At 35.6% G+C, this 13,793-nt stretch carries 26 protein-coding genes and 2 pseudogenes; 25 read left to right on the top strand and 3 right to left on the bottom strand.

Features of this window, described 5'->3' with window-relative positions:
• Positions 1-3: 3 nt before the first annotated feature.
• Together DPQ31_RS27985 and DPQ31_RS27980 are read left to right on the top strand one after the other, a co-directional pair.
• Positions 4-156, top strand: coding sequence for a hypothetical protein (locus DPQ31_RS27985; RefSeq protein ID WP_208731337.1), 153 nt, complete (start codon positions 4-6; stop codon positions 154-156).
• A 148-nt stretch (positions 157-304) separates the two neighbouring features.
• Complete coding sequence (locus DPQ31_RS27980) at positions 305-442, top strand: hypothetical protein (RefSeq protein ID WP_208731336.1); 138 nt, start codon at positions 305-307, stop codon at positions 440-442.
• A gap of 29 nt (positions 443-471) precedes the next feature.
• On the opposite strand, the gene DPQ31_RS27975 is transcribed toward DPQ31_RS27980, so the two are convergent.
• On the bottom strand, positions 472-831 hold the full coding sequence (locus DPQ31_RS27975) for a helix-turn-helix domain-containing protein (protein WP_097927689.1): 360 nt from the start codon (positions 829-831) through the stop codon (positions 472-474).
• Between the two features lie 170 nt (positions 832-1,001).
• Between DPQ31_RS27975 and DPQ31_RS27970 the strand changes: the two genes are divergently transcribed.
• The 18 genes and pseudogenes from DPQ31_RS27970 (at position 1,002) to dut (ending at position 8,096) form a co-directional block, all read left to right on the top strand.
• On the top strand, positions 1,002-1,199 hold the full coding sequence (locus DPQ31_RS27970) for a helix-turn-helix domain-containing protein (protein ID WP_097927690.1): 198 nt from the start codon (positions 1,002-1,004) through the stop codon (positions 1,197-1,199).
• Positions 1,200-1,261: 62 nt separating this feature from the next.
• Positions 1,262-1,360 (top strand): annotated as a pseudogene (locus DPQ31_RS29915) (DNA-binding protein); the annotation flags it as partial.
• Complete coding sequence (locus tag DPQ31_RS29535) at positions 1,361-1,483, top strand: hypothetical protein (protein WP_261797483.1); 123 nt, start codon at positions 1,361-1,363, stop codon at positions 1,481-1,483.
• Between the two features lie 653 nt (positions 1,484-2,136).
• Complete coding sequence (locus DPQ31_RS27965; RefSeq protein WP_208731335.1) at positions 2,137-2,667, top strand: HNH endonuclease; 531 nt, start codon at positions 2,137-2,139, stop codon at positions 2,665-2,667.
• A gap of 13 nt (positions 2,668-2,680) precedes the next feature.
• Positions 2,681-2,887, top strand: coding sequence for a hypothetical protein (locus tag DPQ31_RS27960; protein WP_208731334.1), 207 nt, complete (start codon positions 2,681-2,683; stop codon positions 2,885-2,887).
• Between the two features lies 1 nt (position 2,888).
• Positions 2,889-3,065: a hypothetical protein gene (locus DPQ31_RS27955; RefSeq protein ID WP_208731333.1), complete on the top strand. Its 177-nt coding sequence runs from the start codon at positions 2,889-2,891 to the stop codon at positions 3,063-3,065.
• Between the two features lie 17 nt (positions 3,066-3,082).
• The gene (locus DPQ31_RS27950) at positions 3,083-3,700 is read left to right on the top strand and encodes a Sak single strand annealing protein (RefSeq protein WP_208731332.1); all 618 of its coding nucleotides are present in this window, start codon (positions 3,083-3,085) and stop codon (positions 3,698-3,700) included.
• 71 nt (positions 3,701-3,771) lie between these two features.
• Complete coding sequence (locus tag DPQ31_RS29530; RefSeq protein WP_261797529.1) at positions 3,772-3,906, top strand: hypothetical protein; 135 nt, start codon at positions 3,772-3,774, stop codon at positions 3,904-3,906.
• Positions 3,906-4,127: a hypothetical protein gene (locus DPQ31_RS27945; protein ID WP_000472844.1), complete on the top strand. Its 222-nt coding sequence runs from the start codon at positions 3,906-3,908 to the stop codon at positions 4,125-4,127. The genes DPQ31_RS29530 and DPQ31_RS27945 overlap by 1 nt, the downstream gene beginning before the upstream one ends.
• Positions 4,128-4,925, top strand: coding sequence for a DnaD domain-containing protein (locus tag DPQ31_RS29525; protein WP_261797482.1), 798 nt, complete (start codon positions 4,128-4,130; stop codon positions 4,923-4,925).
• Positions 4,909-5,667 carry an ATP-binding protein gene (locus DPQ31_RS27930; protein WP_208732117.1) on the top strand — a complete coding sequence of 253 codons (759 nt, stop codon included), beginning with the start codon at positions 4,909-4,911 and terminating at the stop codon, positions 5,665-5,667. The genes DPQ31_RS29525 and DPQ31_RS27930 overlap by 17 nt, the downstream gene beginning before the upstream one ends.
• Positions 5,668-5,681: 14 nt before the next feature.
• On the top strand, positions 5,682-6,446 hold the full coding sequence (gene dcm / locus DPQ31_RS27925; RefSeq protein WP_098659458.1) for a DNA (cytosine-5-)-methyltransferase: 765 nt from the start codon (positions 5,682-5,684) through the stop codon (positions 6,444-6,446).
• Position 6,447: 1 nt separating this feature from the next.
• Entirely contained in the window at positions 6,448-6,711 is a 264-nt protein-coding gene (locus DPQ31_RS27920; protein WP_208731331.1) for a hypothetical protein, read from the top strand.
• On the top strand, positions 6,668-6,913 hold the full coding sequence (locus tag DPQ31_RS27915) for a helix-turn-helix domain containing protein (RefSeq protein ID WP_395935087.1): 246 nt from the start codon (positions 6,668-6,670) through the stop codon (positions 6,911-6,913). The genes DPQ31_RS27920 and DPQ31_RS27915 overlap by 44 nt, the downstream gene beginning before the upstream one ends.
• Positions 6,910-7,173 carry a hypothetical protein gene (locus DPQ31_RS27910; RefSeq protein WP_208731329.1) on the top strand — a complete coding sequence of 88 codons (264 nt, stop codon included), beginning with the start codon at positions 6,910-6,912 and terminating at the stop codon, positions 7,171-7,173. Before DPQ31_RS27915 ends, DPQ31_RS27910 begins: the two co-directional genes overlap by 4 nt.
• A gap of 96 nt (positions 7,174-7,269) precedes the next feature.
• On the top strand, positions 7,270-7,404 hold the full coding sequence (locus DPQ31_RS27905) for a Fur-regulated basic protein FbpA (RefSeq protein ID WP_097821312.1): 135 nt from the start codon (positions 7,270-7,272) through the stop codon (positions 7,402-7,404).
• A 64-nt stretch (positions 7,405-7,468) separates the two neighbouring features.
• Positions 7,469-7,636 carry a hypothetical protein gene (locus DPQ31_RS27900; protein WP_208731328.1) on the top strand — a complete coding sequence of 56 codons (168 nt, stop codon included), beginning with the start codon at positions 7,469-7,471 and terminating at the stop codon, positions 7,634-7,636.
• A gap of 13 nt (positions 7,637-7,649) precedes the next feature.
• Positions 7,650-8,096, top strand: a complete 447-nt coding sequence (gene dut, locus DPQ31_RS27895) for a dUTP diphosphatase (RefSeq protein WP_208731327.1) — start codon at positions 7,650-7,652, stop codon at positions 8,094-8,096.
• 215 nt (positions 8,097-8,311) lie between these two features.
• On the opposite strand, the gene DPQ31_RS27890 is transcribed toward dut, so the two are convergent.
• Positions 8,312-8,785, bottom strand: a complete 474-nt coding sequence (locus tag DPQ31_RS27890) for a CDI toxin immunity protein (RefSeq protein WP_208731326.1) — start codon at positions 8,783-8,785, stop codon at positions 8,312-8,314.
• 779 nt (positions 8,786-9,564) lie between these two features.
• On the opposite strand from DPQ31_RS27890, the pseudogene DPQ31_RS29760 reads away from it, so the two are divergent.
• A pseudogene (locus DPQ31_RS29760) lies at positions 9,565-9,801 on the top strand (hypothetical protein); the annotation flags it as partial.
• A gap of 441 nt (positions 9,802-10,242) precedes the next feature.
• Here the strand turns inward: DPQ31_RS29760 and DPQ31_RS27880 are convergent.
• Positions 10,243-10,644, bottom strand: a complete 402-nt coding sequence (locus tag DPQ31_RS27880; RefSeq protein WP_168387706.1) for a toxin-antitoxin system HicB family antitoxin — start codon at positions 10,642-10,644, stop codon at positions 10,243-10,245.
• Between the two features lie 122 nt (positions 10,645-10,766).
• Between DPQ31_RS27880 and DPQ31_RS27875 the strand changes: the two genes are divergently transcribed.
• The 4 genes from DPQ31_RS27875 (at position 10,767) to DPQ31_RS27860 (ending at position 13,745) form a co-directional block, all read left to right on the top strand.
• Entirely contained in the window at positions 10,767-11,396 is a 630-nt protein-coding gene (locus DPQ31_RS27875) for a Holliday junction resolvase RecU (protein ID WP_208731324.1), read from the top strand.
• 138 nt (positions 11,397-11,534) lie between these two features.
• Positions 11,535-11,906, top strand: a complete 372-nt coding sequence (locus tag DPQ31_RS27870) for an ArpU family phage packaging/lysis transcriptional regulator (RefSeq protein ID WP_106080987.1) — start codon at positions 11,535-11,537, stop codon at positions 11,904-11,906.
• Positions 11,907-12,815: 909 nt separating this feature from the next.
• The gene (locus DPQ31_RS27865; RefSeq protein ID WP_208731323.1) at positions 12,816-13,163 is read left to right on the top strand and encodes a hypothetical protein; all 348 of its coding nucleotides are present in this window, start codon (positions 12,816-12,818) and stop codon (positions 13,161-13,163) included.
• A gap of 396 nt (positions 13,164-13,559) precedes the next feature.
• Positions 13,560-13,745, top strand: a complete 186-nt coding sequence (locus tag DPQ31_RS27860; protein WP_208731322.1) for a hypothetical protein — start codon at positions 13,560-13,562, stop codon at positions 13,743-13,745.
• The last annotated feature ends 48 nt before the right edge of the window (positions 13,746-13,793 follow it).

Genomic DNA, 13,793 nt, shown 5'->3' with positions numbered 1-13,793 from the left:
TGATTGAAATCAAAGATCATTAAATCAATTTTAGCGATTGCCGCTGTAGCTTGTTTTTCTTTTACAGCAGTAAAAACAGAAGATACACAACAGGTTGGAAAAGTAGAACAGCCTGTACTATATATGCAAGTTGATCCTGGCGGCGCCGGGGGGTAATTAAATAGATATTAAGAATGACACTATCATAGCGATAGTGTCATTCGTGCTTTTAGGGAGTGGAACGCTTTTTAACAAATGTGCAAAAACGTTCCTAATGTGAAAAGTTCACAAACTACTATGAAGAGAAAAGGATGGGGGATTTAAAATGGAGGATTGCAAACAAGGGATTCAATCGTTAATTGAAATGGTTAAAAATGGGGATGAGCAAGCAGCGTTAATTTTAAAGGAGATCGATATCCTTTTAGATGAATGTGAAATGAATATGCTAAAGAAAAAAGGATGATTGTTAGCTATAGCCATCAATCATCCTTGCTATTTATCGTCTTCTATATCTAATCCAGAAATTAATGCTTTTATCTTTTTAATAGCAAATTCTTTTGTTTCATCATCGAATGTCTCCACTCTGTCTATATAATGTTTTAGCTCTAACATAACATCCGATACGGAAGGTTCTTCGTTATTTTTATTATCTGATAAACCCATAATGTAGTCAGTCGATATGTTTGCTAAATTAGAAATTTTAGAAACAGTTTCCCTAGATGGAGTCTTTTTACCTGATTCGATATAAGATACCATCGGTTTACTTATATCTACGCTATCTGCAAATTGTTGTTGCGTATACCCAAGCGACATTCTTATCTCTTTTATTCTTTTCCCAATTATATTTTCCATAACGATCCCCTTTGTATTACCCTAGTATTACCTGATACATAAAATATAACAGAAAAGTTGACTCTAAGACAACTTGGTTTTTATAAAATGAATTTTTTGAAGGAAATAAGTTGACTTGTTGTTAACAAATTAGTATTATGAAGATATCGAAAGAAACAAGGGTGATGTTAATGACAAAACTTAATGCAGAACGCGCAAAAGAATTGAGGATATCACTAGGTTATACGCAACAATTTGTGGCGGATTACCTATGTTGTTCTAAAAGTGGTATTTGTTATATGGAAAAAGGTAAAAGGCAACCGAGTCTAGAGAAATTAGGTAAATTATCAATATTATATAGTGTGACAACTGATGAATTGTTAGAGTAAAGTTAACTATAGGTTGTCGTTTTTTTAAAAATACAAGTTAACCTAATGTTAACAAATGGAGAGAAATGAATACTCGTTGGACGCGAAAAGGAAGATTGTTTATTCATGAAATACTAACGAAACGCGGAATTATTCCAGAAATGGATAGGGAGGCAATGTAAATGATGGAGGAAAGTATATTAGCGCTGGCGATTGTATCAGCAGCTATATGTCTATCAGCATACCTAGTACACAGAATTGATGTCTGGGATAAAAAGACAGGATGGTCACAAGATGACAAATAAACAGCAGCGTGATGAATACGAACGAAAGAAAATCTTGTGGATCATAAAGGATTTAAGAGCGAAGGGTGTACATAACAGCGCAGATAAGGTAGGGGAAGCATACAAGAAGTATATCACTCTAGCTAAATGATAAAAGCCCTACAGGGGATGTAGGGCAAGACTAAGGGTATTGAAGAATTATCGATTCTAAAAGTAAAGGACTTCTTGGAATGTTATAAGTTTAACATGAAATTCAATAAAACATTATATAAAGATGTTACGAAATTATGAATATAAAAAACAAAGATAAAAATTATGAAAAAAGTTGATAATCCATAGAAGCTATAAGGGATTATGTTTGTAATGACGTCTTTACAAAGTTAATAGGACAAGCCTTCGCTTGTCGTAATATTCAGGAATCAAATAGAATGCCCGACCTAATAAACCGGTTCCTGGATATTCCGATGCGCGAAAGCATCAAATAAGCCCGTACAGAAGCACAGGCGAGTTGATACACATATCGGTAACTAAATTTTAACAGATTGTTAGGTAGTTATCTATTAAAAATGAAAAAACGCTCGACGGCATCGAGCGCTGTAGAGAAAACATTCCCTAAAATTAGCTACACCTATTATACCATAAGTTTTCTCTCAGTAAATAAGGAGGAAGGAAGAATGAAACGTATGAAAAATAACTACGAAATTTACTGTGATGCCACGGTTGTTCATGTGGTAAGCAAGACACATGGAAGGCAAGAAATCTTAATTGATACGGAAGATCTGGAGAAACTTTTAGATTTTAAAAAGACATGGTCAGTATATAAACCGGCTAGAAGTCATACCCATTACGCAACAGCAAGAATAAAAAAAGGCGATAAATGGGGAAATATTGATCTACATCGATTTCTAATGAATCCAGAAAAGGGTTTAGTGGTAGATCATATCAACGGGAACGGATTAGATAACAGAAAAGAAAATTTAAGGGTAGTAACACAAGCGCAAAATAAACAAAATCTTAGAGGAGCTCAAATAGATAATAAAACCGGAGTACGTGGTGTTTTCTTTGATACAAGAAGAAATTGTTACGTCGCGCAAGTGCATTCAGAAGGAAAAAGTATCTTTTACAAAAGCTTCAAAAGTCTTGATGAAGCAGAATTGGCAGTCAAAGAAGCTCGAAAAAAATACTTTCAATTTTCTAATGACTAAAGGGGGCAAAGATATGAACTCAATTGAAAATCCAATGTTAATTGGCAATCATCATGATTCATCAGCCAATGATTCTATCGGAAATTGCGAAGGGTGTTCTCAAGAGATTTATTTAGGTGAAGAGTATTTGGATTTTGATGGAGATTACATACATAACTCAACGGAATGTGTTGAAGAGTATGTAGTTGATCATTCAGTTATGAAAGTGGCAGGTGAATAAAATGAGCCTGCAAAGCAAAATTGAAGCTGAAATTCAAATTATGAAGAGTTTAGTTGAACGATATAAGCAAAGTAAGGAACCTAACGCTGCATCGATGGTTGTAGCTTATGAATACGGATTACAGGCACTTACGGAAGTATATGAAGTTAGTAAACAAACAGAAATATCACCATTTTAAAGGAGAGGAAGATTCATATGACAACTGAAAATTACTTTTCTAAATTAGCTCAAATAGATTGCACAGAACATGTTGAAAAGAAAGGACGCTTTAACTACTTATCATGGGCATGGGCAGTTAAAAAACTTCGTGAGGTAGATCCAACAGCAATATGGGAAGTAAAACGATTTAATGGAGCGCCTTACCTCAAAACAGATTGTGGTTACTTTGTAGAGGTTGAAGTAACTGTACAAGGAATACCACTAAGTCAGATTCACCCAATACTAAACAATCAGAACAAGCCGATTGCAGAGCCTAACAGCTTTGACATTAACACAAGTATCCAACGGTGCTTAGTAAAAGCAATTGCACTTCACGGATTAGGATTATACATCTATGCAGGGGAAGATTTACCAGAGATCCAAGAGGAAATGATTACTGCTCAACAAGTTGGTGCAATCAAATTAAACATAAAAAAATTAGCTACTCTTCGAAAAGTGGATGAAGACACGATTAAAGGACACTTAAGTATTAAAGAAGTTGGCGAATTGACATTAAAACAAGCTGAAGAAGTACTTAAGAAATCAACAAAGTGGGTTAAACAGGCTGAAAAAGAAACTTCTGAAATCGAAGAACAAGAACAAGCAGAAAAATAGAACAAACAAACTAAGGAGGTGCTAAGCCTATGTTAGACAAAAATCAATCTAAAGTCGTCCTTCCGAGGTGGGTGTGGAAGGGCGCACGGAATGAAAAAGAAGCAAGAGTAAAGGCGATTGAGTACATTACTCACGATCGCTATCCAGGATACAAAGTAATTAAGGTTCAAGGCGACATAGCGGTATGCGAAAGGGAGAATGCGTGATGTTTAAGATACCTGTAAGGCGTGGATCGATGAAAGAGATGTTAATAGCAGTTCGTGATTTAGAAAAACGAGGTTATGACTATGTAACGCCGATCAAACGAATATATAGGGCAGAAAGAACTTTTTATCATGAAGGTAAGTTCAGGGGGAGAGAAAAGGTTCGGTTTACTGGCATGGAAGACAATGTGAGTTACGAATGTTGGATGAAGAAGGTGAACTAAATGAACAGTAATATATTTCAATTAGAAACATTTGCGAGAAGCGGATATATGGTGAGACTCGCCTATGTTGATATAGCAGAGGATTTAATTGCTGGAATTTTATTAGGACAAATTGTTTATTGGTACATGCCAAACGAACAAGGAAAGAATAAGTTGCGAGTTAGGAAAAATGGAGAGTTTTGGCTTGCCAAGGGCCGCGAAGACTGGAAAACAGAGATAAGAATTACACCTAAACAATATGATAGGGCAATTAAAATCCTGATAAATAAAGGATTTGTGGAAGTACAAAAATTTAAATTTAATGGTGCACCTACGAATCATATTAAGTTAAACATTTCTGAAGTTACCCAAAGGGTAAAATCCATTTTGACCTTTGGGGAAAATCCAAATTACCCTTTGGGTGAAATGGAATTTAACGAAACAGTAACTTCTTTAACAGAGATTACTACAGAGAATACAACAAAGAAAGTAAGTAGTAGTAATATCTTCGCATTCTATGAAAATAACTTCGGCATTCTAAATCCGTTTGTAGCTGACAGTATTACGCAATGGGCTAACGATACAAGTGAGGAACTTGTACAAGCAGCTATGGAACGTGCATTAAAGCAACAGAAGAAATGGAATTACGCTGAAGGCATCTTAAAACAATGGGCTAACAAAAACATTAAGACTTTAGATGATGTGGAAGCCTTAGAAGCTGAATACCAAAGAAATAAAGGAGCGAAGAACAATGCGGAGAGCGGTGGCAGCAATACCAACCGATATAGCCAAAAAGGTGAATATGACTATGGATTCTGATGTGTGTGATAAGCATGGCATGAATAAGATGACTTTTAATGGACAAGTTGTTTGCCCTCGTTGCTTCCTTGAAAACGAAAGTAAAAAGCTTCAGCAACAGGAACAAGCGAAATACGATGCGGATAAAGCAAATGAGAAGAAATTTTCATTTCATCAACAAAGCATGATTGCCGATAGCGATATTAAGAAAGCAAACTTCAAAAACTATAAACCTACTAGCGAGGAAGGAGCGAAGAACCTTGGACTTGCAAAGGTTATCGCAACAGATTACCTCAATAGAAAGGTATTTAATACGATTATGGCCGGGAATTGTGGAGCAGGGAAAACACATCTTGCTTACGCTATAGCAGAAGAACTTGCAGGTGCGGGGATATCAGTTGTCTTCGTCACAGTTGGTGAATTGCTACGGAAGATTAAAAGTACATTTAACAAGGATTCCTCCTTAACTGAGGATTCAATCATTCGAAGTTTAGTAAAAGCGGAAGTTTTAATAGTCGATGATTTGGGAGCGGAATTAGGTGCATTAGATGCCAATACGAAAGCAACAAACTTCATTAATAGAGTGTTATTCGATGTTTTTGATGGAAGGCAAGGCAAATCTACTATCTTTACGACAAACCTTACAGGAGAGCGTTTAGAGGGTGCATATGATGAAAGAATTGTATCACGTATCTTCAATAACTTTAGACCGATTGTTTTCAAAGATACAAAGGATTTCAGAAGAAAAGCATTGCCATTTTAAAAGGGGGACGGAATATGCAAATGCTTGATCTATTTTCAGGAATCGGTGGTATTAGTTTAGCAGCGGATTGGGCTGGAATTGAAACGGCAGCTTTTTGCGAGATTGAACCATTCAATCAAAAAGTACTAAATAAGCATTGGCCTATAGTACCAATCTTTTCAGATATACGAAAACTTACAAAGCAATCATTAGAAGAACGAGGTGTTGATGTTGGAACAATTAGCATTGTGGCCGGAGGATATCCTTGCCAACCTTTCAGTGTTGCCGGGGACAGAAAGGGCCAGGAGGATGACCGTCATCTCTGGCCAGAAGTATTCCGCTTATTACAAGAAATCAGACCAACTTGGTTTATTGGTGAAAATGTTGCTGGACACGTCACATTGGGGCTCGACAATGTGCTTACTGACTTGGAAAGTATCGGCTACACCTCACAACCGTTTGTTATTCCGGCTTGTGCCATCGGTGCCCCGCATAGAAGGGACAGAGTCTTTATTATCTCGTTTCTTTCCAACTCCAACTGCGTCAGATATCAGGGGTCTCAACAATTACAAGAAAACATTAGCAAAATTGAAAAATGGGGAAAGGGCTCATTTGGGACAACTTCCAAACTATTTGATGATATTGACTGGGAAAAGAGGGCGTTCCAATCCAGTTTTTTGGGAAGAGCTGATGGGGTTCCCAACCGGATGGACAGAATTAGAAGCTTAGGTAATGCAGTTGTACCTCAGCAAATGTATCCGGTATTTGCAGCAATCGCAAAGATAGAAAGGGGAAATTGAGATGTGCGTATGTAACGGAATGGGAGTAATTCAGAACGATATGGGGAATGGATGTTATCAATTTGCACCGTGTATTTGCGAAGCAGGGAATCGCAGTCCTGAAGAAGTGGATAGAAGACGTCATGCCGTTATGGCGGAACTAAGAGAAATTCATCAATTACAACTGGAGGGGAAATGGGATGCCACGACTTGGAACGGATTTAGAAAAGGAGAATTATACAATGGCGTTGCAGCAGGGAAAGTACATGAAGAAATCGCGTCGTAACTTATATATCGCCTTAGAAGAGTTGGACTTATTGTTTGATGAAAATGAAGTGATTCGATTACGAGAAATGTGGGATGAGGATAAAGATATTCTTGAAATAGCAAAAGAGCTAGGAAGGCATCAATTAGAAATCGCTGCATTAATCATGGACCAGGCAGATAAGAACAAAATTAAATCTCGTCCAATGGGGTTAGGGGCATGAAACAACTAACACTGGAGGATGTAGTAGGAAGTTTTGATTATAGCGCAACAAGTACAGCGGAAAGATTTTTGAAGAGTAATAGCGTTATGACGTACTCAGTAGAATTTTACGATAAAGACGAGAAGTGGAAGCTTCGTTGGTTTGAGGCGAATTCCGAGGGCGCAGCTATAGAAATGGCTAAAAAGAAATACGGAAAGATACAAATCATTACTACTTATATTTCGGATAGAACCTTAGAGGAAATCATGAATTTGGATTAGGAGGCATAGCGCCATGACGATAAATAGATGGAATCCACAAAGGGCAGCGACTACACCTATAAGAAGAGCTACGAAGAAAAGAAGCTAGGAGGCAGCATGGATAGGAAACAAATCTACATTGATGTATTACTACAAAAGGGAATTTATAAAGAAGAAAAGACAGGGCGACAACTTTATGAGATGACTGAACAAGAGTTGTGGAATCTAATAAAAGGAGTGTATTCAGAATGATGAAAATGGAGAACGGTGTATATGAAATCACGAAGTTAATTAGCGAAGCAAAGGGAAAAAAATAATGAAAAAAGAAACTGTGGTGCAGGTGCAAAGTGAGATTAAAGCTGTAGAAAATGAGATACGTAATTTGGAATACCACCTAGTCATGATGGATGGCGAAAGACAGAAGACAAAGTGTTCTTTGGAAGAGCTGAAGAATCGAAAAGAGAAATTGGAAAGTTATTTATAAGGAGCGGAACAGAATGAAGTTAAGAGTGAAAATTAAACGATTGAAAGATGTAGATTTACCAAAGTATGCACGGGAATTCGATGCTGGTTTTGATCTAGTGGCAGCAGAGGACACGATTGTTTGGCCAGGAGAAACAAAGGTTGTACCAACGGGATTAGCTTTTGAGATTCCACCAGGATACGAAGTGCAGGTGCGCCCGCGTAGCGGTATGACGCGTGATACAAAGTTACGCGTGGTTCTTGGAACTGTGGATAGTGGTTTTAGAGGAGAGGTTGGTGTACTAGTTGACAACATTGAAGTCCCTAAAGAGACAAGTATGCAAGCTCATGTAATTGAAAGAGGGACTCGTATTGCTCAAGGTGTCATAGCGCCAGTGGAAACAGCTCATTTTGTTGAAGTAGATGAGCTATCAGAATCAGAAAGAGGAAAGAATGGTTTTGGAAGTAGCGGGATTAAATAAAAAGGGCTAGGATTTTCTCCTAGCAAAGAGTTATGTCGTACAGAAAGGTAGTTGCTTACAAACCTGATGTTTGCTGTTTTATTATATAACGTTTCTAAGGTGGAAGGATTGAATCATAGCAATCTTTACGTAATTTTTACATGTGATTGAAGTATTTGATTAAAACATAATTTGAATTTTGTAGAACAGTAGAATGTAAAAATATGCTTAGAGTATTAGCGAAATCCAACCCTAATCAATTCTTCATCGTTTATTTCAATTACGAATCTATACTCTTTATCTAATAGCCAGTAATAAAAACTGACTGCATCAACGTCAACTAGTGATTGGAATACTTTATCAAGATTTGTACTTACTACAGGGATTTCATAGTTATCCCATATTATAAAAATCTGTTCATCAAAATCTAGTTGGTTTGCTTTAATAAGGGAAATTAGTTGTTCTTTGTTCGAAGCTATTAATTGATTGTCTATCTGTTCCCAATCTATTCTTCCAGAAACAGTTATAGGAAATAAATTCATTAAATTAGTAGCAATCTGTTGGCTTTTTTCCTGAGAGAAGATGAGAGTTTCGTCTCCTAGGGATTCAAGGCATTCATTAAACAGAGGATTTGTATCATTTCTATTTTTTGTTTTCAGTTCTCTTAACTTTTGTCGCATTTTCCATTGTCTTGATGATCTATCATCCATTTTTAACATTCCTTATACAATTATTTAAGAATGAGTATAGCATATAATGGCAGGCCTTATGAAAATGAACTTTTTAAATATAAATTAAACAAAAGCGTTATTTGAAAAAAAGGACCTCTTATGGAAAGATAAGAGGTCATCAAAAAATGTTGTATTTGAAACACGCGATGTTTCATAATGACATTATAACATAAATTTATATATTGCGTATAATAAATGTAATGGTTTGTGAAAAGAATAAAAGCGCATAAAATCCGTATTCAAATAAAGAATCCCTAGGCTTAGGGGACTAGGGATTCTCAGTTTGGTATATTTCACACGGTATTATAAAAAGAATAGAACGTACTGAAGATAACACATGAATGTTTCGTAAATGTATCAAAAAAGTGAACAAAAAAGATATTTTAATTGGTGCAGCCCCTTGGAGGGCGCTCCAATGGGCTAAGATTCGAGAATGTTTAAACTCTTGCTTAATTACATGAGAACTCCCTAAGGAGTATATATGGAATTTTAACACTTAACTAATAATTTATACAACTATATATTAAGGTTTTTATATAAAGTTAATAAAAAATGGCCCCTACTACTATGTAAGAGCCCCATAAACAGAGAAAAAGTCGTATGTGACTCTATATGAGAATCACAATAATATTTTAACATTTAAATATATAGTTGTCTATACATGTTGAGTGTAATGGAAATGAAAAAAATATTATTTGAGAGAATTGTGATTATTCAAATGTGTTTCAGCCATTCCCGCGCCAATAATAGTAGCAATAATTAGTACACAAGCAATTAAAATACCTAAAATTATCAAAATAGCAAAAGTGATTTTTTTCGCTGTATCTCCTTTCGGAGCAAGAATAGCTAAAAGAATTGAGATAGATAGTATAAAAATACAAGTTAAAAGATCAACGTGTATATATCTAGAAAATGAACCGAAAAATAAGAATGAAGTTAAAAACATTGAAATGAAACCAAAGTATTTTCTCATTGTTTTAGCCTTTCTTGAAAAAATGAATTATACAGATTATACCATAAATGTAGTGAATCAAAGTGAGTTTGTAATAAAAACACTATTTTAGTAGAGAACATTTAAAAGGACCCGATTAGGGGAACGGGTCCTTTTAGTGAAACACTAAACCTTTATGGGATTACCAATACATTACCATAAAAGGTAGTTAATTTCCATGTGTTAGGTATTGAGAAATCTTTTTATAAATACTTCATTTTGTAGAAATAAGAAAACTAAAAAAGAGCACCATGCATCAGTGCTCTTTAAGATAGGAGGTAACACTCTGAACGGCTAGATTAGAGATATATGATGTGAAAAAGAAATAAGAACAAAATTTTATTATAGACCTAATAAAAAAAGGCAGCTAGCAAAAGCTAACTGCTCCAATCATGGAATATGGTTAAGAAATGGGTTGTCTGCATTATTGACGAAATATTTAGTTTTAAAACCAGTATTCATAAACATTTTCTGAATTTAATTTACGATTTAATACTTTTTTGTTTAAATTTTTGTTCTTATCTTTATTGTCATATGAAGAGTTACTTAATAAAGATTGAACAGATGCATTAGAGTATTCTTCACCACTTTGATCATTAATAATCTTATTTTTTCGAATCCAATCCTGTATATCTTTAGTAGTGAAACGGTCTTTTAATTTTTTAGTTTTACAAGCATGTCTGATTTTATCAATTAAAGGAATAACTCTCGGCGCTACAGTGATGTTTAAGTCTTTTTCAATTAAAGATTGAATGTAACTTTGTAAGGATAAACCGTCGTTAGAAGCTTTAACAGATGCACCTTTATGTAATTCTTCAGGCAGTCTTAATGAAAATGCTTTTTTCAAGTTAATCACCTCCTCACGTAGTATGGTATCAAATGTACAAATGAACGTCAAGTAGTTCGGTGTCATTTCTACGTGATTTTTAAGATTTAAATAATCCTTTTAATAGAAAGCGAGGAATAACAATGGGACAAGGTAACCGTGGAATGGCATTTGAAATGCTTATCAATCTAGCGAATGAAATGTACCAACGCGAGGGAGTGGCGCTTATAAATAAGCGTCCGACTCCTGTGAAGGTATTAAAAAGTAAAGGTGGCCGTGTACTAAATGGTTTCTATGAAGCTAAAAGTACAGTAGATTATGACGGCGTGTATAAAGGACGAGCTATTGCATTTGAAGCAAAGTCCACAGAGAGTACAACACGATTTGATTTAAAGAATATTGCGCAGCATCAATTGGATTATCTGGAGAAAACAGAAAAGATGGGAGCAATATGCTTCTTCCTTATAGAGTTTAGTAAGGATAAATCAGTATTTGTAGTACCACTATCAATCATTCAATCTTATGTAAGGATGTCTCATCAACCGAAGGGCAAGAAGTCTATACCAAGAGCAGACTTTGATATTTATGGGTACTTAGTAGAGCAGACAGAACGAGCACCAGTTGATTACTTGCAATACGTTGATGAAGCAGTAGCCCCAGTTATGTTTGATGGAATGATTCAATTTGATCAGGAACATAAGAAGGTAGCAAATAACATTGAAGCAGCAAAAGAGAAGATGGCAAATAAGACACGTAAATTATTAAAGGCTTAATGGATAACGGAACCATGCAGAGTGGATGGTGGGGGCTACTAGCTATGCATGTTTCCTTCATTCAACAAAGAGATATTAAAATTTCACGTACCTGATGTGATGTTAAAAAGACAAATTCAGAAATAGGGGGATTCCTTCATGGAGAGACAATTAACTTTATTACCGGCTATCAATGATAAGAAGGTACAAAAGGAAGTAGTAAGCGTATTAAAGGAATACAGAGCACTCAAGATGCGATTCAGTAATGATGTGGAGCAGGAAGGAATTAGTTTATTCCCTGAGTTACGTGATTCAAGGAATACGAGTAAATGGAAGGTGCAGCAGGTAGAGAAAGCACTTAACAATTTATTAGATGAAGATGAACGGAATATCGTTGAGCGTAAGTTTCTGACAAACGAGAGAGTAAAAGATTCAGATGTTTATCATGATCTACTGCTCAAGAAGACATATTTCTATGAGAAGAAGCAGAGTGCGGTTAAATTGATTGCTACAGCGCTAGGAATCATTTGAAAATAGCGAACAAAACGCGAACTTTTTGGGGGACTAAATAAAATGACAAAAATTATAAATTATATGTACAAGCCCTTTGACAACCGCATATTGAAGAGGATTAGTACACCTATAAGTAAAACGTTCTTATGCGAGAATGTCACGGTAACGTATACCGCATAGTAGGGCGGGCAAGGCGGTAAGAACCCGTGATAAGACGAAGAGACCAATGAATGTATAACTATGACATATTCCAGTGTGGCGGGTGTGAGATAACTCGCATTCGTCATGCTGTTTCTATTATGTTTAGTGTTCAGCTCAGAGACCGCCATGTCCTCTGGGTTGATAGTGAATATAATAATTCTCTATTCTTTGTTAATGTCGTCTCTTGAAAATGAAATGGGGGTGGTTGCTCATGATTGAGTGACACTTGTATTAAATTTTTAGAGCAACATTGATTTAAAAATTACATCAGTAATTACTCACGATCTTTATTGATGTAGAAAGCAAAGAGCTCTCCACTCTTTGTTTGAGCCAATACAGCGGAAACATTCCCCTTCCGTCCCCTTAGTGTATTGGTTCAAACAAGGCGTCGGAAGTAACACATACGTCTTGATATAAACACATTGTGTAAAGACTATAGGTCAGTGAAGGCTATGCGACGGCTGAAGTATTGACCGACTCCACGGAGTATAAACGAGAAGATTCTTCGCCTTCTCCCAGTCACCGAACGTTAAGCGCGTAGCTAATAAGAGCTAAAAAATTACATGATGCGGTGGCTTGGAGAAGGTTGAGAGTACTCAGCCTTGAATGAAGAGATACTTATTGCCATTTGTTTTCTCTCTTTTCTCCCATCCCCTTGAAAGCTGTCACTTCGGTGATGGCTTTTTCTGGTATAATTAGTATATAAAATTATAAGGGGGAAGTAATATGACTGTTTTGAATCATCCTCAAATGATATCTGAAATGCGAGAGTGGTTGAAAGAATTGTCTCAAAAACAAGGGGAGAGACAAAGGGAATTGACTGATTTAACAAAAGAGTCAGAAGTTGTTGACGAAAAAGTGAAGTGTCTATTGAAAATTACAGTAGATGAACCAAATCAGCAACATGAACTTGATGAAATGCTAAAACAACATGGTCAACAACAAAAGAGCTTTAGAAATGAAATAGAAAACTTAGAAAAAGAAATCAATGTAAATGAAGGTTTATACAAAAAGATATCTAATAGAGTTGAAATGATGATAAAAGAACGAGAAGAGCAATACACAACTAGATAATTAGATAACAAAGAAAAGTGCATCCATAACGGGTGCTTTTTTCTTTGTTATATAGAAATTACACATTAAACGTATTTAATGAATCTGTTAGGTATAAAGATAAGCGATAATCAATACAATGAAATGGAAGGATCTTTTCTAACGTGTTAGTTACCTCAAAGTATATGTATCTATTGGCGCCTGGGCGAGGGTGCTTTTTTTATTGCACATTATGATAAGGACAAGCATATTATGTAGTAGGACGAGTTCTTAGTGTCCTATTCAATGCTCAGGATAAAGCCCAATTCACATTGAGAGCATCCTCGATATTGGTGCTCTATTTTTATTGAAAATTATATATAAATATATATAATATGATTGATGGATTAATATTTCAATCTGAGGGGTACAAATTCGATGCGACGTAAAAAGGATTTGTTGAAACAATGGAAGGTTGATTTGCAAGCTGTTCAAGAAGAAAAGAGGATGAAGAGGAAGGTTAAAAAAAAGAAATATAGCATTCCTGGTAATACAGTTGACTTCATGAATGGAAAGAATACTTATCGTAAAGAGAATGGGGTATGGAAGCAAAGAAATAAATGACGTGAGGATAAATAAGTTGATTAAGTGTATAGGAATTATTGTAGGCGC

The organism is Bacillus sp. COPE52 (genome assembly GCF_003355115.1).
GTDB classification, from domain to species: domain Bacteria; phylum Bacillota; class Bacilli; order Bacillales; family Bacillaceae_G; genus Bacillus_A; species Bacillus_A toyonensis.
The sequence above is the reverse complement of the archived record's forward strand: the minus strand, read 5'-3'. Positions and strand labels throughout refer to the sequence as shown.